The organism is Priestia megaterium, assembly GCF_041941685.1.
Classification (GTDB): Bacteria; Bacillota; Bacilli; order Bacillales; family Bacillaceae_H; genus Priestia; species Priestia megaterium_C.
In genome coordinates this window covers 16,680-41,314 of the sequence record NZ_CP130960.1, presented here as the reverse complement: position 1 = coordinate 41,314, position 24,635 = coordinate 16,680, and the positions used below count along the sequence as shown (strand labels likewise).

Annotated in this window: 27 protein-coding genes and 2 pseudogenes; 9 read left to right on the top strand and 20 right to left on the bottom strand. The window is 34.8% G+C overall.

What is annotated here, in order from left to right:
* The first annotated feature begins 10 nt into the window (after positions 1-10).
* The 5 genes and pseudogenes from Q5794_RS28260 to Q5794_RS28240 form a co-directional block, all read left to right on the top strand.
* Positions 11-925, top strand: a complete 915-nt coding sequence (locus Q5794_RS28260) for a proline dehydrogenase family protein (RefSeq protein ID WP_214989245.1) — start codon at positions 11-13, stop codon at positions 923-925.
* A gap of 182 nt (positions 926-1,107) precedes the next feature.
* A complete protein-coding gene (locus Q5794_RS28255) occupies positions 1,108-2,496 on the top strand; it encodes an amino acid permease (RefSeq protein ID WP_214989244.1) in 1,389 nt (462 codons plus the stop codon).
* A 36-nt stretch (positions 2,497-2,532) separates the two neighbouring features.
* Positions 2,533-2,694 carry a hypothetical protein gene (locus tag Q5794_RS28250; protein WP_214989243.1) on the top strand — a complete coding sequence of 54 codons (162 nt, stop codon included), beginning with the start codon at positions 2,533-2,535 and terminating at the stop codon, positions 2,692-2,694.
* A gap of 326 nt (positions 2,695-3,020) precedes the next feature.
* Positions 3,021-4,079, top strand: a complete 1,059-nt coding sequence (locus Q5794_RS28245) for an ATP-binding protein (RefSeq protein ID WP_374989401.1) — start codon at positions 3,021-3,023, stop codon at positions 4,077-4,079.
* Between the two features lie 106 nt (positions 4,080-4,185).
* Positions 4,186-4,318: pseudogene (locus tag Q5794_RS28240) on the top strand (IS6 family transposase); the annotation flags it as partial.
* Positions 4,319-4,474: 156 nt separating this feature from the next.
* Here the strand turns inward: Q5794_RS28240 and Q5794_RS28235 are convergent.
* Positions 4,475-4,672 carry an IDEAL domain-containing protein gene (locus Q5794_RS28235; RefSeq protein ID WP_214989241.1) on the bottom strand — a complete coding sequence of 66 codons (198 nt, stop codon included), beginning with the start codon at positions 4,670-4,672 and terminating at the stop codon, positions 4,475-4,477.
* A gap of 917 nt (positions 4,673-5,589) precedes the next feature.
* Between Q5794_RS28235 and Q5794_RS28230 the strand changes: the two genes are divergently transcribed.
* Together Q5794_RS28230 and Q5794_RS28225 are read left to right on the top strand one after the other, a co-directional pair.
* Positions 5,590-5,814: a hypothetical protein gene (locus Q5794_RS28230; protein WP_214989240.1), complete on the top strand. Its 225-nt coding sequence runs from the start codon at positions 5,590-5,592 to the stop codon at positions 5,812-5,814.
* A 421-nt stretch (positions 5,815-6,235) separates the two neighbouring features.
* On the top strand, positions 6,236-6,508 hold the full coding sequence (locus Q5794_RS28225) for an HU family DNA-binding protein (protein ID WP_057242577.1): 273 nt from the start codon (positions 6,236-6,238) through the stop codon (positions 6,506-6,508).
* A gap of 96 nt (positions 6,509-6,604) precedes the next feature.
* Here Q5794_RS28225 and Q5794_RS28220 read toward each other — a convergent pair whose 3' ends face one another.
* Positions 6,605-6,751, bottom strand: coding sequence for a hypothetical protein (locus Q5794_RS28220; protein ID WP_180227535.1), 147 nt, complete (start codon positions 6,749-6,751; stop codon positions 6,605-6,607).
* Positions 6,752-7,068: 317 nt separating this feature from the next.
* The gene (locus Q5794_RS28215) at positions 7,069-7,242 is read right to left on the bottom strand and encodes a hypothetical protein (protein WP_155276315.1); all 174 of its coding nucleotides are present in this window, start codon (positions 7,240-7,242) and stop codon (positions 7,069-7,071) included.
* 448 nt (positions 7,243-7,690) lie between these two features.
* Here Q5794_RS28215 and Q5794_RS28210 point away from each other — a divergent pair, with 448 nt between their 5' ends.
* Positions 7,691-7,894 (top strand): cold shock domain-containing protein, encoded by a 204-nt coding sequence (locus Q5794_RS28210; RefSeq protein ID WP_213019968.1) that lies wholly within the window; start codon positions 7,691-7,693, stop codon positions 7,892-7,894.
* Positions 7,895-7,997: 103 nt separating this feature from the next.
* Here the strand turns inward: Q5794_RS28210 and Q5794_RS28205 are convergent, their stop codons facing one another.
* The 13 genes and pseudogenes from Q5794_RS28205 to Q5794_RS28145 all read right to left on the bottom strand — a co-directional run bounded on the left by Q5794_RS28205 (position 7,998) and on the right by Q5794_RS28145 (position 19,577).
* On the bottom strand, positions 7,998-9,179 hold the full coding sequence (locus Q5794_RS28205; RefSeq protein WP_374989400.1) for an IS256-like element ISBame1 family transposase: 1,182 nt from the start codon (positions 9,177-9,179) through the stop codon (positions 7,998-8,000).
* 214 nt (positions 9,180-9,393) lie between these two features.
* Complete coding sequence (locus tag Q5794_RS28200; protein WP_214988840.1) at positions 9,394-9,678, bottom strand: adhesin; 285 nt, start codon at positions 9,676-9,678, stop codon at positions 9,394-9,396.
* Positions 9,679-9,712: 34 nt separating this feature from the next.
* Positions 9,713-10,141, bottom strand: coding sequence for a tyrosine-protein phosphatase (locus tag Q5794_RS28195; RefSeq protein WP_214988841.1), 429 nt, complete (start codon positions 10,139-10,141; stop codon positions 9,713-9,715).
* A gap of 70 nt (positions 10,142-10,211) precedes the next feature.
* Positions 10,212-11,984: an arsenical pump-driving ATPase gene (gene arsA, locus Q5794_RS28190; RefSeq protein WP_374989399.1), complete on the bottom strand. Its 1,773-nt coding sequence runs from the start codon at positions 11,982-11,984 to the stop codon at positions 10,212-10,214.
* A 12-nt stretch (positions 11,985-11,996) separates the two neighbouring features.
* The gene (gene arsD / locus Q5794_RS28185; RefSeq protein WP_374989398.1) at positions 11,997-12,365 is read right to left on the bottom strand and encodes an arsenite efflux transporter metallochaperone ArsD; all 369 of its coding nucleotides are present in this window, start codon (positions 12,363-12,365) and stop codon (positions 11,997-11,999) included.
* 118 nt (positions 12,366-12,483) lie between these two features.
* A complete protein-coding gene (arsC, locus tag Q5794_RS28180) occupies positions 12,484-12,906 on the bottom strand; it encodes an arsenate reductase (thioredoxin) (protein ID WP_214988844.1) in 423 nt (140 codons plus the stop codon).
* A gap of 24 nt (positions 12,907-12,930) precedes the next feature.
* Positions 12,931-14,229: an arsenic transporter gene (locus Q5794_RS28175; protein ID WP_374989397.1), complete on the bottom strand. Its 1,299-nt coding sequence runs from the start codon at positions 14,227-14,229 to the stop codon at positions 12,931-12,933.
* A gap of 15 nt (positions 14,230-14,244) precedes the next feature.
* Positions 14,245-14,595, bottom strand: a complete 351-nt coding sequence (locus tag Q5794_RS28170; RefSeq protein WP_214988846.1) for a metalloregulator ArsR/SmtB family transcription factor — start codon at positions 14,593-14,595, stop codon at positions 14,245-14,247.
* Between the two features lie 260 nt (positions 14,596-14,855).
* Positions 14,856-15,842: pseudogene (arsB, locus tag Q5794_RS28165) on the bottom strand (ACR3 family arsenite efflux transporter).
* Between the two features lie 238 nt (positions 15,843-16,080).
* The gene (locus tag Q5794_RS28160) at positions 16,081-17,322 is read right to left on the bottom strand and encodes an MFS transporter (protein WP_214988847.1); all 1,242 of its coding nucleotides are present in this window, start codon (positions 17,320-17,322) and stop codon (positions 16,081-16,083) included.
* 27 nt (positions 17,323-17,349) lie between these two features.
* Positions 17,350-17,556 (bottom strand): hypothetical protein, encoded by a 207-nt coding sequence (locus Q5794_RS28155; protein ID WP_374989396.1) that lies wholly within the window; start codon positions 17,554-17,556, stop codon positions 17,350-17,352.
* Positions 17,557-17,622: 66 nt separating this feature from the next.
* Positions 17,623-19,017, bottom strand: a complete 1,395-nt coding sequence (locus Q5794_RS28150) for an FAD-dependent oxidoreductase (protein ID WP_374989395.1) — start codon at positions 19,015-19,017, stop codon at positions 17,623-17,625.
* 239 nt (positions 19,018-19,256) lie between these two features.
* Positions 19,257-19,577 carry a metalloregulator ArsR/SmtB family transcription factor gene (locus Q5794_RS28145; RefSeq protein WP_285229699.1) on the bottom strand — a complete coding sequence of 107 codons (321 nt, stop codon included), beginning with the start codon at positions 19,575-19,577 and terminating at the stop codon, positions 19,257-19,259.
* Positions 19,578-19,821: 244 nt separating this feature from the next.
* Here Q5794_RS28145 and Q5794_RS28140 point away from each other — a divergent pair, with 244 nt between their 5' ends.
* Positions 19,822-20,157 (top strand): SPW repeat protein, encoded by a 336-nt coding sequence (locus Q5794_RS28140; RefSeq protein WP_214988850.1) that lies wholly within the window; start codon positions 19,822-19,824, stop codon positions 20,155-20,157.
* A 499-nt stretch (positions 20,158-20,656) separates the two neighbouring features.
* Here Q5794_RS28140 and Q5794_RS28135 read toward each other — a convergent pair whose 3' ends face one another.
* The 4 genes from Q5794_RS28135 to Q5794_RS28120 form a co-directional block, all read right to left on the bottom strand.
* Positions 20,657-21,805, bottom strand: a complete 1,149-nt coding sequence (locus tag Q5794_RS28135) for an NADH-dependent flavin oxidoreductase (RefSeq protein ID WP_374989394.1) — start codon at positions 21,803-21,805, stop codon at positions 20,657-20,659.
* 142 nt (positions 21,806-21,947) lie between these two features.
* Positions 21,948-23,117 carry an MFS transporter gene (locus Q5794_RS28130; protein ID WP_374989393.1) on the bottom strand — a complete coding sequence of 390 codons (1,170 nt, stop codon included), beginning with the start codon at positions 23,115-23,117 and terminating at the stop codon, positions 21,948-21,950.
* A 156-nt stretch (positions 23,118-23,273) separates the two neighbouring features.
* Positions 23,274-23,585: an ArsR/SmtB family transcription factor gene (locus tag Q5794_RS28125; RefSeq protein ID WP_374989392.1), complete on the bottom strand. Its 312-nt coding sequence runs from the start codon at positions 23,583-23,585 to the stop codon at positions 23,274-23,276.
* A 296-nt stretch (positions 23,586-23,881) separates the two neighbouring features.
* Positions 23,882-24,442 carry a L,D-transpeptidase gene (locus Q5794_RS28120; RefSeq protein WP_374989391.1) on the bottom strand — a complete coding sequence of 187 codons (561 nt, stop codon included), beginning with the start codon at positions 24,440-24,442 and terminating at the stop codon, positions 23,882-23,884.
* Positions 24,443-24,635: the final 193 nt, after the last annotated feature.

The following is a 24,635-nucleotide window of genomic DNA, read 5'->3' as shown; positions in this document are numbered from 1 at the left end:
GGAAATATTCATGTTAGCAGAGGTTTCAAAAAATGTTTTTCTTCACGCTTCTCAAAACAGAGTGCTAAATAAGGCTGCAAAGAAATGGGGACTTAGATTTGGCGCTGCTCAAGTTGTGGCGGGGGATACAATTGAGAGTGCCATCAAAAAAGTTCAAGAGTTAAACGAAAAAGGATTGATTTGTACGCTGGATCATTTGGGGGAGTTCGTTTCAAGTAGAGAAGAAGCGATAGAAGCCACACAATATAACGTAAGAACATTAGAAGCTATGGGGAGAGCCGGTGTCAATAGTAATTTATCGGTTAAAATGACCCAACTTGGTTTAGATATTGATCCGGGTTTTTGTATGGAAAATATGCGACGAATTCTTGAGACAGCCAAAAAATATAACAATTTTGTACGAATTGATATGGAAGATCATGCTCATTGTCAAATGACATTAGATATCCTGAGAGAATTACGTCAAACGTATGATAATGTAGGAACCGTAATTCAAGCCTACCTATTTCGAGCTGAACAAGATGTAAAAGAATTAAAAGGGATTTCTCTTCGTTTGGTTAAAGGAGCTTATCAAGAATCTCCTTCTGTAGCTTTTCAAGAAAAAGAAGAAGTAGATAAAAATTATATGAGAATTATTGAAGAGCATTTGCTAAGTGGAAGCTATACGGCGATTGCATCGCATGATCATCATATTATTGCTCAAGTAAAAGACTTTGCTCAGAAAAATCATATTCCACGTGACCAATTTGAATTTCAAATGTTATATGGATTTAGAACAGAGATGCAACTAAGTTTAGCTAAAGAAGGATATACAATGCGTGTGTATATTCCGTTCGGTAATGATTGGTTTGGTTATTTTATGCGTCGCCTGGCAGAAAGACCACAAAATGTAGCCTTTGCGCTTAAAGGATTCTTTTCTAAATAATTGATGATTTTGTAAAAGGATTCCGAAGCATTTAAGAAGTCCATTGAAGTTTGCATAAAATTAAAGAGTCTTTGTTTTATGAAGCAAAGGCTTTTTTTGATGACTTTCTTCTATACTATTTAATAATTAAATTTCCTTACTTAATTTTTAGATAGTACTTTTTATAAAGGAGGATACAAGAAATGAATCATCAACAACCTGAGTTAAAGAAAGAATTAAAAGTCCGGCATATTACCATGATTTCCCTTGGCGGAGTTATTGGTGCTGGATTATTTATTGGAAGTGGTTCGCTTATTAATACTACAGGACCTGGTTCAATTATCTCATATGCTTTTGCAGGATTACTTGTCATTTTAGTGATGCGGATGCTAGGAGAAATGTCAACAGCTAATCCATCCAGTGGTTCTTTTGCTACCTATGCTAGAGAAGCACTTGGTCCATGGGCTGGGTATACTATCGGCTGGTTGTATTGGTTTTTCTGGGTTATTGTCATTGCCATTGAAGCAATAGCAGGTTCAACTATTATTCAATATTGGTTTCCTTCCTTGCCTTCATGGTCCGTCAGTCTTATCCTTACTTTTTTGATGACTTTGGCTAATCTCTATTCCGTTAAATCGTTTGGTGAATTTGAGTATTGGTTTTCTTTGATTAAAGTGGTGAGTCTTGGGCTCTTTTTAATTCTCGGAGGAGCCATTATATGCGGCTTCATACCAGGAATAGAATCACCTGGTACTTCAAATCTTTTACATAGAGGCGGATTCCTCCCCAATGGAATCAGTTCTGTCTTTTTAGGGGTGGCTATTGTTATGTTCTCATTTATGGGAACTGAAATTGTAGCTACGGCAGCCGGAGAATCATCTCATCCTGAGAAAGCTATTAGGATTGCAACAAATACCGTTATTTCTCGTATTTTAATTTTCTACCTTGGCTCGCTTTTGATACTTGTAACAATTCTTCCCTGGAATTCTTCTAGTTTGATGAAAAGTCCTTTCGTATCACTTCTAGAACTCGTAAATATACCAGCAGCAGCCCAAATAATGAACTTCATCTTATTAACGGCCGTGCTTTCTTGTTTAAATTCAGGTCTTTATACTAGCTCTCGTATGCTATTTTCAATGGCTCAAAAAGGTGATGCTCCAGGTATATTCTTAAAAGTAAATAAAAAGGGCATTCCATTTAATGCGATTATAGGCTGCACACTTATTTCTTATATCAGCGTTGGATTTAATTACCTTTCTCCTGATAAGATCTTTTTATTTTTAGTCAATGCTTCTGGAGGAGTAGCACTTCTTGTTTATCTAGTAATTGCATTCTCACAATTACGCATGCGTAAAAAATACGAAAAAGAGAAGCCCGAAGCACTCAAAATTAAAATGTGGTTGTTTCCTTACTTAACGTATGGGGCAATAATTGCCATTTCTAGTATTTTTGTCGCTATGCCGTTTATTGATTCTTTACGTATGCAATTCTTTTTAACTTTACTCATCGCTGTATTCGTTGTGGGGTCTTTCTTTATCACAAAGAAAAGAAAGAGTTTATTACAAATCCAAAAAGAAAAAAATATTTCTTGAGTGTAAAATAGATACGCAAAAAAAGGAGATGTTTTTATGTGGGTAATCACTGTTTATTCGAATTTAAACGATACTACAATGTTTGAATTTGAAAATGAAACAGAAGCAAGAAAAGCTTTCAAAGAAATTCAAGGTTGTAAGGTTCTTTCAGAAGTTATTTATTTTAATGATTTTGATATAGTTTTAGATGTAGTTTAAGTTTTTCTCATTCCACTTTTTAGTACTAGCATGCCTAAGTTTTAGGGACTACTTGCAATTATCTGGAGATTTATGAACTAGAACCAAACTACCCTCCATTCATTATGGAAGCTCGTCAAAAAATAAGCTTTGCTTCCTAGAGAACAAAGGCTTCTTTTTGACGAGTTTCTTCTATTTATAATTTTTATTCATATTTTAACAAAATTCTAGATCTGCACCAAAAATAAAAAATTGTCTTTGCTTGCAGAGTAATACTTTTAAGTGACTTTATATATCCTGTATAATAACTTTTAATAAATTATTAATTCATATTGGAGTAACTGTCTATGTACAAAAAAAAGTTTGTTTCTCTTGACGAACATCAAATTTTTCTACAAGGACCAGTCGTGGTATTTAAGTGGAAAAATGGCAAGGACTGGCCGGTTGAATATGTCTCATCAAATATAGAGGAAAACTTAGGTTATAAAAAAGAAGACTTTTTGTTACGACGTATAAAGTATTCGGATATCATTTTTGAAAACGATTTACACCGGGTTTCAAATGAGGTTTCGAATTACAGTTTAAATGAACGAAATATGTTCGAGCAAGAGTATCGAATTGTAAAAAGTAATGGAGAAATTATTTGGATCTACGATTATACAACAATAATTAGAGATGAGAATGGATCCATTACTCATTTCTATGGTTACATATTAGATATTACTAAACATAAAAAAAACGAAGAAGCTCTTAGGAGAGTAGAAAAGTTAAATACAGTAGGGGAACTGGCTGCAGGGATTGCACATGAAATCAGAAATCCTTTAACCTCATTGAAGGGATTCCTTCATCTAATTAAAAATGGAGAGAGAAAAGCAGAGTATACGGATATTATGGAGTCAGAGTTGAATAGGGTAGACTTAATTCTTAATGAGTTCCTGATGCTCTCCAAGCCGTATTTAACACACTATAATAAAATAGATGTTCATATTCTATTTAAACAAATTCTTCTATTTTTCGAAACCCAAGCAACGTATAAAAATATACAATTGATCACTAAATTTGATGCAGAAGAATTACTAATCACCTCCAGTGAAAATCAATTAAAGCAAGTATTTATAAACTTTATAAAAAATGCCATGGAAGCCATGCCAAATGGTGGAGTTATTAAAATTGAATGCAAGAGAGAACATAATGAACTCTGTATTCGGTTTATCGACGAGGGCTCTGGTATTTCTCAAGAAAACTTAAAACGCCTTGGGGAACCTTTCTTTACTACAAAGGGGAAAGGTACAGGTTTAGGTTTAATGGTCAGTTACAAAATTATACAAGAACATGGCGGAACTATTAAAGTTGAAAGCCGATTAGGTAAAGGGAGTACATTTGAAATTAAATTGCCTTTTTGTTAATGAAGACAAAAGATGGTTCTAGTGCAAAAATTTCAATTCACTTGTGAGTAATCTCTAAACCTTGGATATACTGATACTATTACTCTAAAAAAGGTGTGTTATCGGTATGGAAAAGGATAATTTATTTCAAATGGAAACATTATCAGCCTGATGTTATTTTATTAACGGTAAGATGGTACTTACGTTACAACTTGAGTTTTCGTGATTCAGTGGAAATGATGGAAGAGCGAGGATTATCTAGACTGAATAAATAATAAAGATTCTGGTGCAAAGACTACACCAATTTGAAAGGGACACATAGTTTCCAAATGGAAGAAACTCATCAAAAGAAGCTTTTATTCACCCAAGAACAAAGGCTTTTTTTGATGAGTTTCTTCTATTATACATTACTTTTATCAAGGTAAAGATTTAAGTTCCGTTGTTAAACGTAAAAAAGCTTCTTTATCTTTATTTTTTAATGATTGATCGATTTCTTCAACGATCTTACTTTTTTTAAAATCCTTTATAACTTGATTCAAAAACAATTCAGGCAACATTTCATCAGATATGTTTGTTTCCATTCGCTTGACTTCATTAGACACATTGTTTTCCATAAAGCATCAACCCCTTTATCTTTTCCCTCTTACAGGGATTATTCCCCTTTACTAATGTTTTAACACAAGATTGATAGATAAAATGGTACATAGAATAATATTCAACATATACATATGAAACCCTGTTTTCTTTCTGCTTCTTAATATATATGAAATGATCTATAAGGAAATAAAAAATTATTTAATTATGAGGTATTATATTGCAATCAAATTATATACCCAATGAAATAGTAGTAGATTCTAACAGTCAGAGAAAACCTAAAAACACACTTATAAAAATGTAAGTTTAGACATTTACCTTTATTAACGACAACTGACGATTTTTACTTCTTATCATATACCAATCTACCGTCTACTTTCCTTTTAAGAAATTGGTATATTAGTAGTTACCAAACAGAAAATGAACAAGTATTTAACGGTAATGCATATTCAAAAATATAAATTAAATCAAAAATACAAAAATAACGTATTTTATATATTAGAGTAAATGAATAAACTAACTTATAAAAATAATAGTTTCTTTATTTACTCTTGATGGCGACAAATAGAACCTTTTTCTACAAAATAGGTAAATGCTAAAACTATTTTTACTAAAGTGTTTTGCTATTTATTCTTATGAATGATATAACAACAAATATTACCTACATTTTAAAATTAAAAGGTATAAACATTTATTTAACAAGTTATTTTAAAATTATCTAACGTTTATTATTTTTATTTTGATGTTCGTTTTGATAAGGATGTGTATCTTAAGATACACAAGTAGAAATTACCTTTAACTCTTTTACTCAATAATTCCTTTACAATTTAATTTTCTAACTATTTAAGACAAGTTAATCAAAAAAGGTTAAATTATCCATATTTATCTTATATACTAAAAATTAACCAATACACAATAAGGAGGAGGAAGAAATCCTATGATAAGCATAAAAAAAGTTGCTTGTACTCATTATGGAATAAGAATAGACGTTTTTAAACCTGAGGAAATAATTGGCTCCAACCATATGCAGTCCAGAGGATACCTCACTTGTCCTTATTGTGGCGATATCGAAATCGCTCATGAATGTCAAGAAGGAAACTCAAGATTTGGGGTTGCTGCTAATAGAGATCATACTCATGATTGCCTTTATAAAGAGTCATAAAAACTTAGTCACTCTAAAAAGATCCATCCTTTTAGAGTAACTAACCTTACTTACACAAAAGTCTTTTCAAAATGACATATTTTATAGAAGAAACTCGTCAAAAAAGTAGCCTTTGCTCAACAGGAGCAAAGGCTTATTAAAATTCAGGCAATTGGGAAATACGTTATTAGTTTGAGCTAAATTAAAAATTGATATACATGTTTTTTTATAATATATAAGTGTGGATTTTGCAATGAATGACTCATTATCCAGCTTAAATGGACTTCATTTCACCACAGAGTAAATCTCAGTATGAATATTCCCGAAAAAACAGGAATTCCTCTTTTTTTATCTAACCTTATTAAGTGACAAGCGTGTAGAAGCTATGATATGTTAGCATCTCTACATATTATCTAAAAATAAGAAGATGAGGTGTCTGAATATGAATAAAACTGAACTAGTAGATGCAGTTGCAACAAAATCTGAACTAACGAAACAGGATTCAAAAAAGGCTGTAGATGCGTTGTTTGAAACGATTTCTAATACGCTTGCCAAAGAAGAGAAAATTCAATTAGTTGGATTTGGTACATTTGAAATACGTGAGCGCGCAGAGCGTACAGGTCGTAATCCTCAAACAGGTGAAGAAATGACAATTCCAGCTTCAAAGGCTCCTGCTTTTAAACCAGGAAAAGAATTAAAAGAAGCTGTTAAATAAATATGCCTTTTAATCAAGCCCCCTCTGGAGATAGACTTCTAAAGGGGGCTATCTTTCATGGTGAAAAACTTCTAAATACCTACACCCAAATATTATTTAATCAAGGTTTCTATTTTCTTGCGTCGTCTTAGAGTTGGAGGTAGGCTCTTTGCCAAGTCTAGGGTTCCAATTTCCTAACTTGTTTTTTAAGTAATCCTTTAAAAAATCACGTTTCTTTTTTCGTCTTTTATCCCTGTTTTTCATAAGGACTCACCACCTTTAGGTTACTTAATAGATGCAATTTATACTTATTATAATTATGTTGAAAAATCCACTCTTTATGCTAAATCTATAAGTAATAAGTAGATCATCTTACTAGTCAAAGGAATACTTTTAGGTATTGTTTCAAAGTATTCCAAAAGACGCTTCCCATTGTAAGAGTAACAAAAGTAGAATGTGAAGAACAACCAGATGATCCTCATATGTATCGTCATAATCAATAATAAAGAAAGCAGGTTAATAAATATTAACCTGCTTTTCAGACTAACGAGAACTTAAAAGATTTCTCGTTAGAAAAGACTTTATGGTTTCGTAGAAGAAGCATCCTCATTCTCAGAGGTAGAAACTTTATCATTGAAGTTAGATAGATGTTTTCCTTGCACATCATTGATATTTGCTTCATCAGAAGTATATCCAGCAGTATTAAATCTGTCATCCCCTATTGCAGGCTGAGAATTGTTAGACTGATTTTTCATCGTGTACCTCCTAGTTTGGGTTGGATAGGTTTAATATGCTCATATTCACTGTATTTCATGAGGATGCACTTAACGTTTTATCTCTATTCAGTCGAAAGAGTTGGATATTTAACCAATATAAAGATTAAAATGTTTCATTAAAATAAGTTTTAATTATTACATATAATGTAGAAAAAGGGCCCACTTTTCATCGCCAAAACCAACCAATATCTATCCAATCAAAAACGTTTGAAGGTGTTGTAACATGGAAAGAAGAACCCTATAGAGTTATGAAAGACGATAAAAAGTATCCAGCTCGAAAGTTTAAACAAACATTTTTATTCCAACAATAATAAGCCCAAAAGCCTCCTTTTAGAAAAGAGAGGCTTTTTTTAGTTACATAAAGCATTTTATTTTTGTCTGCATATATAATTAATTATTAAATAAAGTTTTTAGGAGATTATCTATATTGGAAAATAAAACAGGCACAGTAAAATATTTTGATGATGAAAAAGGTTTCGGAGTTATTTCACCTGATAATGGTGTTGAAGACCTATTCGTTTATTTTAGTTCTATTCATAACGCCAACTCTTTAAAAGTAGGACAGAAAGTTTCTTATGTAGAATATATGGGTCAAAAAGTGCCACAAGCAGAATATGTAGTAATACTCTGATTATATATTTTCTATAATAAAAAAAGGTATTCCTCTACTATTTTGAGGGACCGTCAATAATTTTGTGTAAATACGAATTTCCTTTTCTTATAGACGTTATTCACTAGTTTGTTTTAAACATCATTTGTAACTCTGCGCGAGCTTGGTCAAAACCAATGTGACATCTTGTAGCAAAGCGCTGATTATACTGGTCAAATTGTGAAACGAGGAAGCGTTCAAGTGACTCTTCGTTTGGGAATTGTTCCTTACGCTTACTATATTTCTTGATTTGTTTATTAAAAGATTCAATGAGATTGGTCGAATAAATACTGCGCCAAATAGACTTAGGAAAGCTATAAAACGTGAACAAATAAGAGTTATTGAGCAATGGCTTTGTAACTTTTGGGTACTTTGACTTCCACTTTTCAATAAACGAATGTAGGGCCTGTTGGCCCATTTCAAGGCTTTCTGCACGGTACACAGATTTGAAGTCTTCACAGATTTCAGCTCGGTCGGATACACGAACTTTATGAGCAATCGTCCGTGAAAGATGGACGCAGCATGTTTGATAAGAAGAAGCTGGATAGATAGAAAAAACACTGTCTGAGATTCCTTTTAACCCGTCGGAAATAAACAACAGAATCTCCTCTGCGCCACGGGATTTGATGTCTTCTAAAAGTTCTTTCCAGACAAAGGCGGATTCGTTAGGAGCGATTGTATAGCCAAGCACTTCTTTTGAACCGTCTTCGCGAATGCCAACGGCAATATAGACAGCTTCTTTAGACACTGTATCCCGTTTTAAAGCAATATATGTAGCGTCTAGATAAACGCACGCATAGCGTGCACATAACGCTCGATCTCGGAATGCTTCTACCTGTTCAGACATCACCTTTGTCATATTTGAAATGGTTTGAGGTGTGTAATAGTGACCATACATGCGCTCCATCAAATGGGCAATTTCAGCAGTCGTTACACCTTTTTGAAACATATGAATAACAAATGCTTCAAGCGTATCATTGGCTCTTTTATAAGGAGCCACCGTCTGTTGCTTAAAGTCGCCATTCCGATCACGAGGAATAACGAGATGAAGTTCTCCAAACTCTGTGTGCAGCGTCCGTTCGTACGAACCATTTCGTGAATTCCCTGTATTAAATCCAATACGATCATATTTTTCGTAGTCCAAAAAAGCTGTCAATTCGCTCGCTAAGAGCGTATTAACCGCATTTTCTAAGTGAGAACGAAAAATTTCCGTCACATCTTCTTTTTGGACTAGAGCTTGAACAAGATCTGTTGTAAACTGATTCATAGGAAGACCTTCTTTCTTTGAATTGGTTGTGGTGACTTAATTCTACAAGAAAAGGTCTTCCTTTTTGTATTTATTCATTTACACAAGATATTTTACGCTCTCATATATAACAACCCTTTTGTTTTTATAACAATAAATTACTTTTTAAATACCTTATAAGTAAATGTTAAAACTGTAGAAAAACATCTCTACAGTCTTAACATTTACTATTTAATTAGCAACAGCTGTTATCCATGCCCACTAATACAAACCCTGCACCTTGAGGACCTTCTTGTACATCAAGTGTAAGCCCTTGAGTTGTAGATAGTACCGTATTTTCGATTGCTACTTGAATACCGTTAATTTCTTGGACTGTATCGTTCTCAGTTGGTTCGTCTAATGATAATCCCACTTGAGGTCCACAACATCCAGCACCCTCAGAGTAAAAACGGATGCTTTTAGCCCCTTGTTCAGCGAATACATCTTTCAACATCTTTTTAGCTCCATCTGTGATATTCATCTAATCTCTCCCTATCTTCAATGATATTTCTTGGTTAAGCTTCTGGAAATAAGCGTTGAAGTGAAGCTTTCATTTCAGGTTTTACATTAATTTTAGCACGAGCTGCTTTCGCTTTTTCTTCAGCTTCTACGATGGTATCAGCTTCTCCTAATGCTAGTAGCGTTCCAATTGCCAACGTACCTGTACGATTACTTCCTCCTGCACAATGGAAGTAAATCTTTTTCCCTTCTTTGTACGATTTTACGACTTCATTAATTGCTTTTTGAATGGATTCGTCTTGATTTTCTGCATCGTCTACAATTGGTGTATGAACGCGTACTTCCGGAGCATCATGTTCCAATGCTTCTGCACGTAAGTCATAAATCACGTCTGCTTTATCATTTTCCATCATCTCTTTTACATCGGCTGCTCCACCGATAAAAATGCGATTGTCAATTAATGATTGATAGTTTTTGTTGCTCATGTTGTCCACCTCTATAATTTATAATGTTTAACTCTAATCGTGAATTCTATTACCTTTTAGGTCTCTCTTATTACTCACTATATTCTTTGACTTTCTCATATCCAATTTTCTCTTCTGGTTGCCATGGAATAATTGCGCAATTAGAGGTTAAATCTTCTCTCACTTTCTTAATCCATGCCTTTTCAGCTTGAGCTCTTCCTTTTAAGACAGGGTCTACTGTGTCAGTAGCATATAAACTCTGATTGATGACCCACCATTTCGGGGTAATTTCAGCTCTTTTCAAGTCCTCTTGAAGACGGTTTGCTTCTAATACAGGTGTTGCTTCAGCAAGTGTAACAATGACAACACTTGTTTCTTTTGGATTACGCAATCGAGGCAATAACCTCGTTACGCTTTCAGGAACTTCACCTGTTGATCGTTCTAATTCTTTATGATAGGACTGTGTAGCATCAAGTAAGAGTAGAGTATGTCCGGTTGGTGCTGTATCAATGACTACAATTTCATTATCTGACTTCGCTACCACATCAGCAAATGCACGAAATGCAGCAATTTCTTCAGTACATGGTGAATTCAAATCTTCTTGAATATAAGCGATTCCGTCCTCATCAAGTTCCTGACTTGCTTTTGATAATACTTCGTTTTTATAAGCTTCTACTTCAGCTTTAGGATCAATTCGACTAATACTCAGTAGCTCTTTAGCTTCACTCTTACTAAAGACAAAATCTAAATGTGCTGCAGGATCTGTTGTAGTTAAATGAACACGATGCCCTTTTTCAACTAACCCTACTGCTACAGCAGACGCTACTGTCGTCTTCCCAACTCCGCCTTTCCCCATGGTAAAGATAACCTTTGTTCCATTTATAGAGAAATCTTCTACAACTTCTTTAAACGAAGAGAGAGTTTGTTGTGATAAGTCTACGTCTTTTATTTCTGTTATCGGTAATGTATAGGACTTAAATAAATGACGAAGATGAGAAATATCTGTTAAAGGATAAGATACATAAGGTACCGAGTACATTACCATTTGTTTTAATTCCTTTGGTATTTGCTTTAACGCTTGTTGTTGTCGATTATAAAAAGCTGTTGAAATTTCGTCCTCATTTATATGCTGCTTCATTAACCCATTTACAATTAGATTTTGGTTTGAAATACCAATCTCTTTTAATTCCTTTGAAGCACGATTTGCTTCTTCAAGAGAAGATACATCAGGGCGTGCAACTAACATTAAGGTTGTTTGCTTTGGATTGGATAAAGCCTCCACAGTTTTAGCATATAAACCTTTCTTTTCGTCAAGTCCCGATAAAGGCCCTAAACAAGAAGCTCCATGTGTGCTTTCTTCTAAAAATCCTGTCCAGGCAGTTGGCAATTGTAATAAACGTAGGGTATGCCCTGTCGGTGCAGTATCAAAAAGAATGTAATCAAATTGATTAACAATCTCTTCATTTGCTAACAAGTTCGTGAATTCATCAAATGCGGCAATCTCTACTGTACAGGCTCCAGACAACTGTTCTTCCATAGTAGAAACAACAGAATCAGGCAGCTTTCCACGATAAGGTCCTACTACTTTTTCACGATATGTTTTCGCTGCTTCTTCAGGATCTAGGTTACAAGCATATAAATCTCGTACATTTGGTATTTCAATTGGTTCGTTTGTCAGTTCCACTTCGAATACGTCTTGTAAATTTGAAGCAGGATCTGTACTGACAATAAGTACTTTGTGACCCTTATCTGCTAGAGACACAGCTACTGCACACGCTGTAGACGTTTTTCCAACGCCACCTTTACCAGTAAAGAATAAAAAGGGTGTTTGAACCATTTTTTCGCGTTGAAAGGGTTGGAACATCTTTTTTGCCCCCTATTTCAGATTGTTAATGTTTAATTTGATCGGCATGCGTGGTTTTTCGCCCTTTAATTCTTCAGTGTTAACATCAAACCATTCAGCAAATTCTTCATTGGTTGGATAGGTTCCGGTTTTCTCTACTTCACCATCTACTAATACCACTGGTAAAGCATCTGGACCTTTACTCATAAGAATCTTATTAACTGCTACTTGATCAACAAATTTACTTGGTTCACTTGTTAAGTTATAACGTGTAATATCAAATCCTTTTTTCTCCAAGGCAAATACAGCTGAAGCCAATCTCGTTAGTTCAGGATCAACACTAGGACCACAAACACCTGTTGAACAACACATAGCTGGATCAAAAATCTCTACTTTCTTCATACTTTCATCCCCCTTTATGTAGACTATATTTTCTTAACAATAGTTTATAATAATATACTTATATAAGAGATAAAGGATAAGCCATGAGAACTTCTCCCGGCTTATTTGATTTTACTGATTACTTACCTGTTTCAGCAAAACGGTGAATACGCTCACCGATTTCATCACGTACACGTTGGAAGAATGCCCATTTCTCTTCATCTGTGCCTTCTGCTTTTGCTGGATCATCAAATCCCCAGTGTTCACGTTTTACATGAGGAGGCGTTACTGGACAATGATCTGCTGCGTGACCACATAAAGTGACGACTAAATCTGCATTATTTAAAATTTCAGGATCAATGACGTCCGATGTTTGGTTTGAAATATCAACGTCAGCTTCTTTCATTGCTTTTACGGCGTTAGGGTTTAGTCCATGTGCTTCAAGACCAGCACTGCGCACATCCCATTCATTATTATTTAGATATTTTTTTGCCCAACCTTCTGCCATTTGGCTACGGCAAGAGTTACCTGTACATAAGAAATAAAGTGTTTTTTTAGACATGTGTAAAATCTCCTTTATGATATGTTATGAAATAATCAGTAACCAAATATATAAACCAACAAGCGTAATAAACAATGTTGGGATGGTTAAGATAATACCTGTTTTAAAGTAGGTTCCCCATGAAATTTTCACACCTTTTGTTGATAGAACATGAAGCCATAAAAGCGTGGCAAGAGAACCGATTGGCGTAATCTTTGGACCTAAATCTGATCCAATTACGTTAGCATAAATAAGCGCTTCTTTAATGGTGCCTGTTGCATGTGTTGCATCAATGGCAAGGGCGTCAATCATGACGGTTGGCATATTGTTCATAATTGATGAAAGAATAGCCGCAATGAATCCCATTCCGATTGTTGCAGCGAACATCCCATGGTCAGCAGTTGCTTGAATAGCACTTGCTAACACTTCTGTTAGACCAACATTACGTAGTCCATATACAACTACATACATGCCGATCGAGAAGAAAACGATGGCCCACGGTGCTCCTTTTAATACTGTTTTTGTTTCCACTGCGGGACTTGTTCTTGCTATTCCCAAGAAGAAAATAGCGATAATCCCTGCAATAATTGAAACTGGAATATCAAAGAATTCACCTACAAAATAGCCTAAGACTAAAATAATTAATACAATTCCTGATAAACGAAACACCTTTTCATCTTTAATGGCTTCGACTGGCTTCTGCAAATCTGCCACATTGTATTTCTTTGGAATACTTTTGCGGAAGTATAGATACAGGACAACAATACTTGCCAAAAGTGAAAACAAATCTGGAATAATCATACGTGATGCAAATTCAGAAAAACTAATGCCAAAAAAGTCAGCTGATACAATATTCACTAAGTTACTTACCACAAGAGGTAAGGACGTTGTATCCGCAATAAATCCACTTGCGATAATAAACGGGAATACCATTTTATCTTCAAATTTTAGTGCTCGTACCATTGCAAGTACGATAGGTGTTAAAATCAAAGCTGCTCCATCATTGGCAAATAAGGCTGCCACAACAGCTCCAAGTAGTGAAACATATACAAACATACGAACACCATTACCACCTGCAGCTCTAGCCATATGCAACGCTGCCCACTCAAAGAAACCAATTTCATCTAAAATTAAGGAAATAATAATAACGGCGATAAATGTAAGGGTCGCATTCCATACAATTCCCGTTACATCCAGAACATCTTGAAAATCCACGACGCCTGCCAGCAAAGCAAGAACGGCTCCCCCACAGGCCGACCAACCGATAGATAGATTTTTCGGCTGCCAAATAACAAAAACTAATGTCACTAAAAAAATCAGTGATGCTAGGACAACTGATGTCAATTTTTAAACCTCCAATTACTCACAACAACTAATACGTAGTCCTTGTTTTTCTAACTCTCTTAAACGTTCATCTTGACTTGGTACTGATTCAAGTATGCTAAGAACAAACTCATAATACTTGCTTTCTTTGTTAAGGGAATAAAAGATCCATTGTCCTTTTCGTCTTTCTTTAACCAGTTCAACATCTTTTAATTTTCTTAAATGCTGACTAATTGCTGGTTGGCTAGCTTGATAAATGTCAACGAACTCACAAACACAACATTCATTGTTCTCGACTAATTTCAGCATAGAAAGTCTTGTTTTATCTCCCAACAACTTTAAAATCTGAGCTGCTTTTTCAACCTCAATTAGGGTTTTTACACTCATTTATAGGCACCTCCTAATAATGTAAATTTGTATATAATAATCTGATTATATGTTTATATTTTTAATATAACGGTTTTCTTATATATTTTCAACCGTTTTGATTAAATAAATTTGAAAAAACATAGCTATTTCATAACCACATCATAAGATGCCTATATTTTGTTTTTATTATGTAAGTAGCACCTTATAAATAAACCTTTATATATGAATGTCTAAAAAACAGGAATCGGAAAGAATCCTCCGATTCCTTTATTTATTGTCTACCTTTCTTGAGGTTGAAAATATCTCTTTTTTAACCAAAATGCTGCATTTACAAGGGCAATGAGTGCCGGAACCTCTACGAGAGGACCAATTACAGCTGCAAACGCGGCTCCTGAGTTAATACCAAACACTCCAACTGCTACAGCAATGGCTAATTCAAAGTTATTGCCTGACGCAGTAAACGAAAGTGAAGTTGTAACAGAATAACTTGCTCCTGCTCTTTTTCCTAGATAAAAAGAAACAAAAAACATTAACACAAAGTAAATTAAGAGTGGTATAGCAATACGTACAACATCAAGAGGTAATTGAATAATCATATCTCCTTTTAACGAAAACATAACAATAATCGTAAATAGGAGTGCAATAAGAGTCAAAGGACTAAGCTTTGGTATAAGTACATTTTCATACCACTGCTTCCCTTTTATGCTAATAAAGATAAATCGAGTCAATATACCAGCTAAAAAAGGGATTCCCAAGTAAATAAGAACGCTCTTTGCAATCTCGCCCATTGTAATATCAATCACAAAGCTTTCAAGCCCCAACCATTTTGGAATAAGCGTAACGAACAGATACGCATAAACCGAGTAGAAAAAGACTTAAAAAATGGAATTAAGCGCAACTAATCCAGCAGCATATTCCCGATCCCCTTTTGCAAGATCATTCCATACAATAACCATGGCGATACAACGTGCTAGTCCAATTAATATCAATCCAATCATATACTCTGGTACATCTCTAAGAAAGACAATCGCGAGTAGAAACATGAGAATAGGGCCAATAATCCAATTTTGCAAAAGTGAAATTCCTAATACTTTTTTGTCTTTAAACACATGTCCCATATTTTCGTATCGTACTTTTGCTAGTAGTGGATACATCATCAAAATTAATCCGATTGCTAAGGGAATGGATGTTGTACCTACCTGAAAGTGATTCAGTCCATCAACGAAGCTTGGAAAAACATAACCTAGACCAATTCCTATAAACATAGCTAAGAAAATCCATACAGTTAAATACCGATCTACACCCTCCTTTCATTGTAGTACAATCATATACTTATTCACTTATATATTAAGAAATGTATCTATTTATGAATTTTAATAAGGACTTTACAATTAAATAGTTATTGTCCTTATTAAAATAAGTAAAGTGAAAAAGCCACTTCTTTTCCATAAAGAGGTGGCTTTCGTTCGTTATATAAATAAGAGTATGTTTTAGACCTTGCAATCACATGGATCGGCTGAAGATTTGTTTTTTCTCTAAGTGAATCTTTGTCCATCCAATAGCTAATACGCCAAAAATGACTGATCCTCCCCAATATAGATAATCAAAACCATTATCAACCTCAATCAGCATATAACTAATAAAAGGACCGAGTGCGGCTCCTATATCTTGAGCGATAGAATATACCGTAAGAAATGAAATAATGTTCGATGTCTTTGCTATATCAGACGCTAAAGCATCCGTGAGGGTGGTAATAGATGTAGCTCCTATCATGACGATTAGTATAATAACAACCCAAATAAGTAGTGGTATATCGCTAGCAATCATCCCAAACGCGAAACTACTAACAATAAGCGAAAGGATATAAAGAGGAATTCTTCCAGATGGTCCGTCCGACCAATGTCCAAAGAGACTACCTAAGAAGGGTTCCCAGGCCCAACGAGCAGCTTGTAACAGCCCAGAAAAGAACGTGACACTAATAACCAATCCGAACAACGTAATTTTTTCTCCGTAAGAATGCTCAAGAATAGCACTAACAGTCGATGTTAAAACCCCTTGAATTAACATCGCAATCAGAAACCCAGTACAAATAATAATGATCTTATGTTTTAAAATTTTATGTACGGAAAGATTGTTATTAACTCTTTGAACAGCCTCAGTCTGTTGATTAGATTTAACTCGAAGAGAATAAAAAACTAAAGGTAGCCCTATAAAAGATAGGCACCCAAAAAGAAAAGAAACAAATTGCAATCCTACAATAGGTACTAGAACGCCCCCAAGTAACATACCAAATAGGCTTCCTGTGCGATACAGGCCGTTATATAGCCCCATTGCTCTTCCACGGGTGGAGTCATTTGAATAATAGACAACCGTCGATAATCCTCCGATTCGAAAGAAAGACCAAGCAATTCCCCATAGCCCCCGTAGAATAATCCAAGCAACAAACCCTTTAGCCACCCCATATCCTAACGTTGTCACACTTCCAAGTACAACTGCAATAATAAGGCCAGTCCGTAGAGTTATTTTTTGGTATAACCATCCTATGAAAGGATTGAAAGGCAAACGAATAAATCGATTAACGGCTAAAAGGATACCAACCTGCCAAATGGAGTCAAGTCCTGCCTCTTTCCAATAAACAGGTAATACAATATAGAGCATGGAGTCCCCTAGAAGACTAAGTGCCGTTATAATGGCAACAAGAACAATCACATTTGACGAAGAAGAGTTAGATTTTGCAGCATACATTACAATTACCACCTTCTTAAAAAAAGCTTATCTTTTAGGGTTCTTTAGTTCACCGTAAGCTAGAAGAAAATTCTGATACGTTACATGCCCCATGCTATCACATTGTGATCCAAATAATCGCTGAAAAGTTAGTTCCCTTGCCTGTTCAGCTGTATACTCATATGCGTTCATAAACAGTTTCATGTAGGATACAAAATACTCCTTACTCAATCTTCCTGAATGATTAATAGTCATTCTTTATGCCCTCCTTTCGATAAAAAGGGAGTAAACACAATGATTACTCCCTTTCTAAAACACTCTTTAACAACCACAGTTCGAACTGTTACTATCCGTACTACATGAGCTTTCTTGCTGTAAATTGACGCTACAAACCCCAGTTTCGGGTAGATCTAGCTCTACTCTCTTAGCTGCTTCATAATCCCCAGCAAGATGAGCAGCAATTGATCGCACTTGTTCATAGCCAGTTGCCATTAGAAACGTTGGTGCACGGCCATAACTTTTAGCTCCTACAATATAAAAATCCTTTTCAGGTTGTCGAAGTTCTTCTTCACCATGCGCACGAACGGTTCCACAACTATGCAGATTCGGGTCAATTAGAGGAGATAATTTTTCTACACTTTCCGTAGTCGAATCAATCGATGTGCGTAATTCGCTAATAATTGTGAAGTCTGGACGATTCCCTGCATTTACAATCATTTCATCAATATCCGAAAGAATTTTTTCTTCTCCTTTATGCTTTCCTATGACATCCATCCGGCTCTTTGATTCCTTTACATACTGGATTTTATAAGGCGTTACTACCTTTACCTTTCCTCTATCTACAAGGTCATGAATGCGGCTTCCAAGAGCTCCCCTCGCTTCAAGAGCATCTTTTTCTTCTCCACCATATGCGTCTTCAACTTTTTGTTTTCTCATAAGCCAGATGATATCTGTTTTTGGATACGTTTCCTGCAATTGAGCTAATTCTAATAAAGTATTAATAGCTGAATGACCACTTCCTACAACTGCTACACGTTTATCTGCATATCGAGGTCTATCCGTTTCTAACACATTTGGAATGCCGTAAAAGATGTGGTCTTGAAGGGACTGTTCTCCTTTTAGCCAGACACCACTCGAATTAGCAGGATTTGGGTTACCCCATGTGCCAGAAGCATCTAAAATAGCTCTAGCTTCATATGTTTGCAGTTCATCATCTTTTTCTGCGTAAATTAAGAAAGGTTTATTTTCACGTCCTGCCGTTTTCATTTTATCTGTTTCATCTCGCGTAATGGAAAGAACCTTCGTATTTACATATACATGTGGCTTTATTTCTGGAATGTTTGCTAATGGCTCTAAATAGCGTTCTATAAGCCCTTTTCCTGTAGGTAACGTTTCTAATTCGGGAGATTTCCAGCCATTTTGTTCTAAAAGAGCGTGTGCAGCTTTATCAATGTTATAACGCCAAGGTGAGAATAAGCGAACATGCTCCCAGGTTAAAATATTGGCCCCTACCTGTGATCCTGCTTCTAACAAAATGAATGATTGACCTTGTTTAGCTAGGTGCGCTGCCGCAGCAAGGCCGATTGGTCCTCCTCCAATGATTGCTACAGGTAAATGGTTATGCTTTGTTTCCTCCACCTGGGTAGTAATTGATTCAAATTTAATCTCTGGAGAGCAACAAGATGTTGTATTTAACGGAATTTTAATAGGTTTCATAAGAATTCTCCTCATTTCTAAATGATAATTGTTCTTTCTTTAATTATAAATCAAAAAAAATTGATTTATTAGGTATGAAAACAGAATTGATTTTCTTTATTACCTACCTTGGTTCTTAGCATATCAATCTCTTCCCCCTTCGCATTTACATTGCCTCTATCATAGTTTAGGAGCTAAAGTCACCGCATCAAAAAAAGTTGATGTAACGACTAAAAAATTATATGAGCTTTAAAAGCTCATTATGACATTGGTCGGAAGATGCAGCATAATTGTTCGGATAGCAATGCATCTACTTCCTCTTTATTAATACTGTAATAATTCCATGTTCCTTTTTTTGTTTTATTAAGTAAGTTTGCATCTAACAAAATTTTTAGATGATAAGAAAGTTTAGACTGAGAAAGACTAAAGAAATCTGTCATATCACAAACACACATTTCCCCATTTTGGCATAACTCATAGAGAATATGTAATCTTTTCTCATCTGCTAATGCTTTGAACTTTTTTTCATATATAGAAAATGAATTACTCATTACTTCGTTATATAAAGGTAACTGTTTCATAAAATTCTCCTTAAATCAATTTTTTTTGATGTTTTTAGTATATCCACATTTTTATCTTTTTGCAACTAATAAATCAAATAAAATTGATTTATTCATTTCTTATTTGATTTTCTTCAAATTTTTATAAAGAAAAAAGATCCTAAAAACCCCTTTAATCTTATTTTAGTTAACCTCAATTCTCTCTAATCATATAATCCCCTAATGGAATCTTTAAAGATTTTCTAAACTTTGAGGAGGTATAATTGTGAAAACAAGGGGTATTTTGAATGCATTAATTGGTGCCTGGTTTATTATTGCACCTTGGGTGATTAATTTTTCAAATCAATCAGGAGCTTTGGGGTCAAGTATAATTTTTGGAATCATTCAGCTTATCGTGGCAATGTGGGGATATGACAAACCTGGTTGGAGTTCGTGGCATAACTGGATTTCAGTGATTACTGGTGTCTGGTTTGTAATCTTCCCATTTATCTATTCATTAACAAATGGAGAGGTTTGGTCAAGCGTAATTCTTGGTTTAATTACGATTATATTTAGCTTATGGAACTTGGGATCCAATTCAGAATCAAAATCTTCAGATTAAAAATAAAATAAATAGTGTTCCATAGTTTGAGCAAACTACCCAAGACACTATAAGGTGTCAAATACATCTATTTAGAGCATTCACCAGAAGAACTATCTTACTCGTATAAGGTAGTTTTTTCTGTTTTCAGCCTGTATATGGTATACATGTTTAGTTACCATAATAGTGATTATGTTTAGTTTCACTTTTCACCATAACGTTAAGTAATCGCAAACGTACTTTATTAAAAAAAGTTTTATCATTTACATATTATGTAGAAAAATTGGTTCTTTTTCTACATCGTATGTAATACTTAACGTATTTTTAACGGAAGTACGTTAAGTATTACATATAGAATTAAGTTAATTTCGGATTTAACATAATTAGTCTTATGTAAACTAAGTTTGTATAGCATATACAGTCTAAAATAGAAAAGCTACTGTTGAGGTACAGTAGCTTTTCATTAAAGAGAATAGGTTGCGAATACCAACATCGGCAGGTATTCGATTACATTTTGTTCCTATTTAACGCCAGGTACCCATCCAGGACGTGATTGCATCTTGCGCATCAACGGTTCAGGAATGACATTATCTCGCGTCATATCCATTTCGGTAATGATTTCTTCTCCTGCCTTAATCTTTTCAACCCAATGTGGCTCAATTAATAATTCTCGACCTAATGCTAGTAGTTCTGCACCTGTTTCCATAGCTTCTAATGCATCTTGTTTCGAATAAATTGAACCCACACCAATAAGTGGTACGCGCCCATCAATGACATGGCGTAAAATTTTAATACGATTATCTTTCTTACCTTTATAACGGCGTGCTAATGAACGGAAATCCCCGAGTGAAATGTGTAAATAGTCGAGTCGCTCATTCGCTAAACGATCTACAAGCTGTACAGTATCATCGAGTGTAATACCATCTTCTTCTGGCTCTTCTGGGCTGAACCGATAGCCAACGATAAATGAATCATCTGCATATTGTTGCTTTATACGATTCACTTCCTCTACTATTTCTAATGGGAAACGCATACGTTTTTCAATTGTACCGCCATATTTATCTGTACGCTTATTTGTAAAACTAGAAAAAAATTGTTGTAATAAATAAGTATTCGCACCGTGTATTTCAACCCCATCATAACCCGCTTCAATGGCACGGCGCGTTGTTTCACCAAATGCTTTTACGATTTCTTGAATCTCCTCTACCGTTAATGCTCGCGCCTTACTTCCATCTTCCACTGAAACCTTTGCAGGAATAATTAAAGAAGCATCTTCAGCTGGAACATTGTCAATTGATATATCACTAGCGCTAACAACATCGCCATTTGGTACAAGTTCGCGCGGTGATTGACGACCACCGTGATAAATTTGCAAAATTGCCTTAGCACCACCTTTATGAATCGCTTGTGCTACTTTACGTAAACTGTCAATATAAGCATCTGTATGCCCTGCAAATTGGCCTGGGAAGCCTTTACCGCTTGAAGTTACATAGGCGCATGCTGTGATCACTGCCCCTACACCATATGAACGCTCTTCATAATATGCTAACTCTTCATCTGATACCGTATCATCTGGATTAGCAGAATACGTTGTCATCGGTGCCATCACATAGCGATTGCGAAGTTCGATACCGTTATTAAATGTAAAAGGTGTTAAATAATTTGTCATTTTCTTCATTCCTCTTAATTTATAGTAAAAATATGAGCTTTATTGGTCAATGGTTCTGCTTTATATTGAAAGCTATTTTCAAACCGCGTACGCGGTTGCCTATTTTCCTGTAAGAAAGCCACTAAAATGCTCAATTTGTTGATTATTTTCCTTCTTTTTGTCCAGGTCCGAATAGTTTTAGTTTTAAAATAATGGAAACAAATGCAAGAATCGAAAAGAACACTCCACTTAAGATAAGTTGATTAACGCCAAGTTTAGTGATAAACAATCCACCTAATGATGTACCAAGTGTTATACCTAAATTTGAAAATGATAAATAGAGACTATTACCAAATTCAGGAGCATCCATTGTTTCTTTACTTAACCAAGTCTGACTGACAATGAGTCCCCCAGAATGAATGGTTCCCCATACGATAATGAATAAAATCATTGGAATCGTGAATAGCCCAAAATAATAAACTAGTAAATAAATGCCTAAGTAGGAAACTGGATAAAGAATAACAGTTCTGACTACATTTTTTTGGAGGAAATTACTGAAAATAAAATTCCCGAAAACTCCAAATAAGCCGAAAATCATCAATAATACACTGACCCACATCGCGTTTACCTTCGTTACTTGACCAAGATATTCAGCAAAATAACTGTAAACAGAAAACATCGTTGCAAACACAAATACCACTGTTGAAATATTTAACCACACGGGTACTCTGCGCAAAATACTTAATTGTTTTCGATAAGACAGTTTATCTTTAACAGGCATTGAAGGCATTTTAACCAAAATACCTACTAATGCAATTGCACTAATAACAGCCCCAAAAAGAAAGGCAGACTCCAATGAAATCTTTTCGGCAACGAAAGACGTTAACGGGACACCTAAGACTAATCCGATAGCTACCCCTGCAAAGACTTGAGCACTTGCTTTAGATTTCAATTCTGGCTTTGCCAAACTTACGGCCACAGCTATCCCCAGGGAGAATAATGAAGCATGCATTATTGCAGGTATAATTCGAAAAACAAGTGACACTTCAAACACAGGAGAAAAAGCGTATATTACGTTAGAAATAGTAAAGAGTAACATAATAAACAATAAAACATGTTTTCGATTCATTCTCGAAATAACTAGTGTAACAAATGGGCCTGCTATAGCTACAGTAAGAGAAAAAACACTAACTAATAAACCTGCTTGTGAAGTTGATATTTGGTATTTTTCAGCAAGTTGAGGCAATAAGCCAATAACACCCATTTCAGTAGTAATGGCTGCAAATACGCTTAAACCTAAGATAAAGACAAGTGATTTGTTATTATTTCCCATTTTTTCCTCCTTAATATTTAATTATTCGAGTAAATGGAGAAAAAGGCGTAATGTACTAATACTGGAGAACAAATAGCCATAATAATTGTTGATATAAATAATAGGATAAATATATATCTGTATATCTAGATATAAAGTTGTGAAAAGCCCCCTTTATTATAAATTTTTTAGGACATAGTCTTTAAATTGCTGAATCGTCTCTTCATTTCTTCTATAATATGTCCATTGTCCAATACGTTTTGACTCCAATAATCCGGCATTTTTCATTGTATTTAAGTAACTAGAAATAACGGATTGCGCCAACCCAGATTTTTGTTGTATGTCTCCTACACATACACCATTTTTGAAGTCTGTGTCGGATGGAAGATCACATTGAACACCAAAGTGTTTTTCTGGTTCTTTTAACCATTGTAAAATTTGATTTCGCGTCTCATTCGACAAAGATTTAAAAACTAATAAATTCTCCATGCCTTTCATTATATCCAATTTTTTAGATATGTAAATAAACATGATTTCAAAAACGAAAAGTATATTTATTTGGAATCTTCAATTTTTTTACCGTCTAAATAGGTATACCTTTTTGGATCTGGAGTTAGTATAGTTTCATGGACACCCTTTAATTAAGTCCTTACAATGATGAGTTTAAGAAAAACATTGTGGATTTATATCATGCGGGAAACTCGGTTAAAGAATTAAGCAACGAATATGGCGTATAAGACAAAGAAAAAAACAGCATCCCGTAATAACGGAATGCTGTTTAGATATTAGTTGTTTTTTAACTTGTAGCCTTTGAAATGATACCCATAAACTTTAGTTAGATCAACAAAGCTCTTATAGGAATAAGTAATGGCAACCGGTGTACCTACTTGAACTTTATCATAAAGCTTTTCAATATCTGTATTATGCATTCTCACGCAACCATGACTCACGTATTTGCCAATGCTACTTTCATTATTATTGCCGTGAATGCCGTAGGTATCACCATACGTACCGTTTGCATTTAATCCTAACCAGCGTTTTCCTAATGGGTTGCGAGGATCGCCCCCAGGAATATGTCCTGTATAGTAAGGGCGGTTTTTAATCTTGTTTACCACTTTAAAAAATCCAACAGGTGTTTTATCCCACGTTTTTCCCGTTGCTACTGGATCAACGATTTCAATATATCCATTATGAAAATACGCAAGCTTGTTGTAGTATTTGTTAATAATAATTAAATCTTGATTCGCAGCTTTACTTGCTGCTTCTGTTTTCCCTTGATTGACCACACATAATGCGACCATTAGTAATGTAAGAACGGTTAGTGATTTAATAAAAATGGTTTTCATAAAAACTCTCCTCTTTTTTATATTTTTATAGGAAACGAAAAAAAGCACCTTCCAATTACGAAAGATGCTTTTTCGTCACACTCATTTATAAATAAAAACCTAGTTAATCGACGATTTTGACATGCAGAGAAACGTTCTCTGACGAAATTAACTTTTGTTTTGCGTATAACTCCTCATTCGATGCAAATTTGAG

Coding starts and splice junctions, on each gene's coding strand:
- Q5794_RS28170 (WP_214988846.1), bottom strand. CDS start 14,595: ATGAGTGTAAAAACCCTAATTGAGGTTGAAAAAGCAGCTCAGATTTTA.
- Q5794_RS28150 (WP_374989395.1), bottom strand. CDS start 19,017: ATGAAACCTATTAAAATTCCGTTAAATACAACATCTTGTTGCTCTCCA.
- Q5794_RS28130 (WP_374989393.1), bottom strand. CDS start 23,117: ATGGGAAATAATAACAAATCACTTGTCTTTATCTTAGGTTTAAGCGTA.
- Q5794_RS28200 (WP_214988840.1), bottom strand. CDS start 9,678: ATGAATATCACAGATGGAGCTAAAAAGATGTTGAAAGATGTATTCGCT.
- Q5794_RS28120 (WP_374989391.1), bottom strand. CDS start 24,442: ATGAAAACCATTTTTATTAAATCACTAACCGTTCTTACATTACTAATG.
- Q5794_RS28235 (WP_214989241.1), bottom strand. CDS start 4,672: ATGGAAAACAATGTGTCTAATGAAGTCAAGCGAATGGAAACAAACATA.
- Q5794_RS28160 (WP_214988847.1), bottom strand. CDS start 17,322: ATGTATGCTGCAAAATCTAACTCTTCTTCGTCAAATGTGATTGTTCTT.
- arsA (WP_374989399.1), bottom strand. CDS start 11,984: ATGTTCCAACCCTTTCAACGCGAAAAAATGGTTCAAACACCCTTTTTA.
- arsD (WP_374989398.1), bottom strand. CDS start 12,365: ATGAAGAAAGTAGAGATTTTTGATCCAGCTATGTGTTGTTCAACAGGT.
- arsC (WP_214988844.1), bottom strand. CDS start 12,906: ATGTCTAAAAAAACACTTTATTTCTTATGTACAGGTAACTCTTGCCGT.
- Q5794_RS28250 (WP_214989243.1), top strand. CDS start 2,533: ATGTGGGTAATCACTGTTTATTCGAATTTAAACGATACTACAATGTTT.
- Q5794_RS28195 (WP_214988841.1), bottom strand. CDS start 10,141: ATGAGCAACAAAAACTATCAATCATTAATTGACAATCGCATTTTTATC.
- Q5794_RS28145 (WP_285229699.1), bottom strand. CDS start 19,577: ATGAAACAGTTACCTTTATATAACGAAGTAATGAGTAATTCATTTTCT.
- Q5794_RS28155 (WP_374989396.1), bottom strand. CDS start 17,556: ATGACTATTAATCATTCAGGAAGATTGAGTAAGGAGTATTTTGTATCC.
- Q5794_RS28245 (WP_374989401.1), top strand. CDS start 3,021: ATGTACAAAAAAAAGTTTGTTTCTCTTGACGAACATCAAATTTTTCTA.
- Q5794_RS28205 (WP_374989400.1), bottom strand. CDS start 9,179: ATGAATCAGTTTACAACAGATCTTGTTCAAGCTCTAGTCCAAAAAGAA.
- Q5794_RS28215 (WP_155276315.1), bottom strand. CDS start 7,242: ATGAAAAATCAGTCTAACAATTCTCAGCCTGCAATAGGGGATGACAGA.
- Q5794_RS28135 (WP_374989394.1), bottom strand. CDS start 21,805: ATGACAAATTATTTAACACCTTTTACATTTAATAACGGTATCGAACTT.
- Q5794_RS28225 (WP_057242577.1), top strand. CDS start 6,236: ATGAATAAAACTGAACTAGTAGATGCAGTTGCAACAAAATCTGAACTA.
- Q5794_RS28230 (WP_214989240.1), top strand. CDS start 5,590: ATGATAAGCATAAAAAAAGTTGCTTGTACTCATTATGGAATAAGAATA.
- Q5794_RS28260 (WP_214989245.1), top strand. CDS start 11: ATGTTAGCAGAGGTTTCAAAAAATGTTTTTCTTCACGCTTCTCAAAAC.
- Q5794_RS28125 (WP_374989392.1), bottom strand. CDS start 23,585: ATGGAGAATTTATTAGTTTTTAAATCTTTGTCGAATGAGACGCGAAAT.
- Q5794_RS28255 (WP_214989244.1), top strand. CDS start 1,108: ATGAATCATCAACAACCTGAGTTAAAGAAAGAATTAAAAGTCCGGCAT.
- Q5794_RS28220 (WP_180227535.1), bottom strand. CDS start 6,751: ATGAAAAACAGGGATAAAAGACGAAAAAAGAAACGTGATTTTTTAAAG.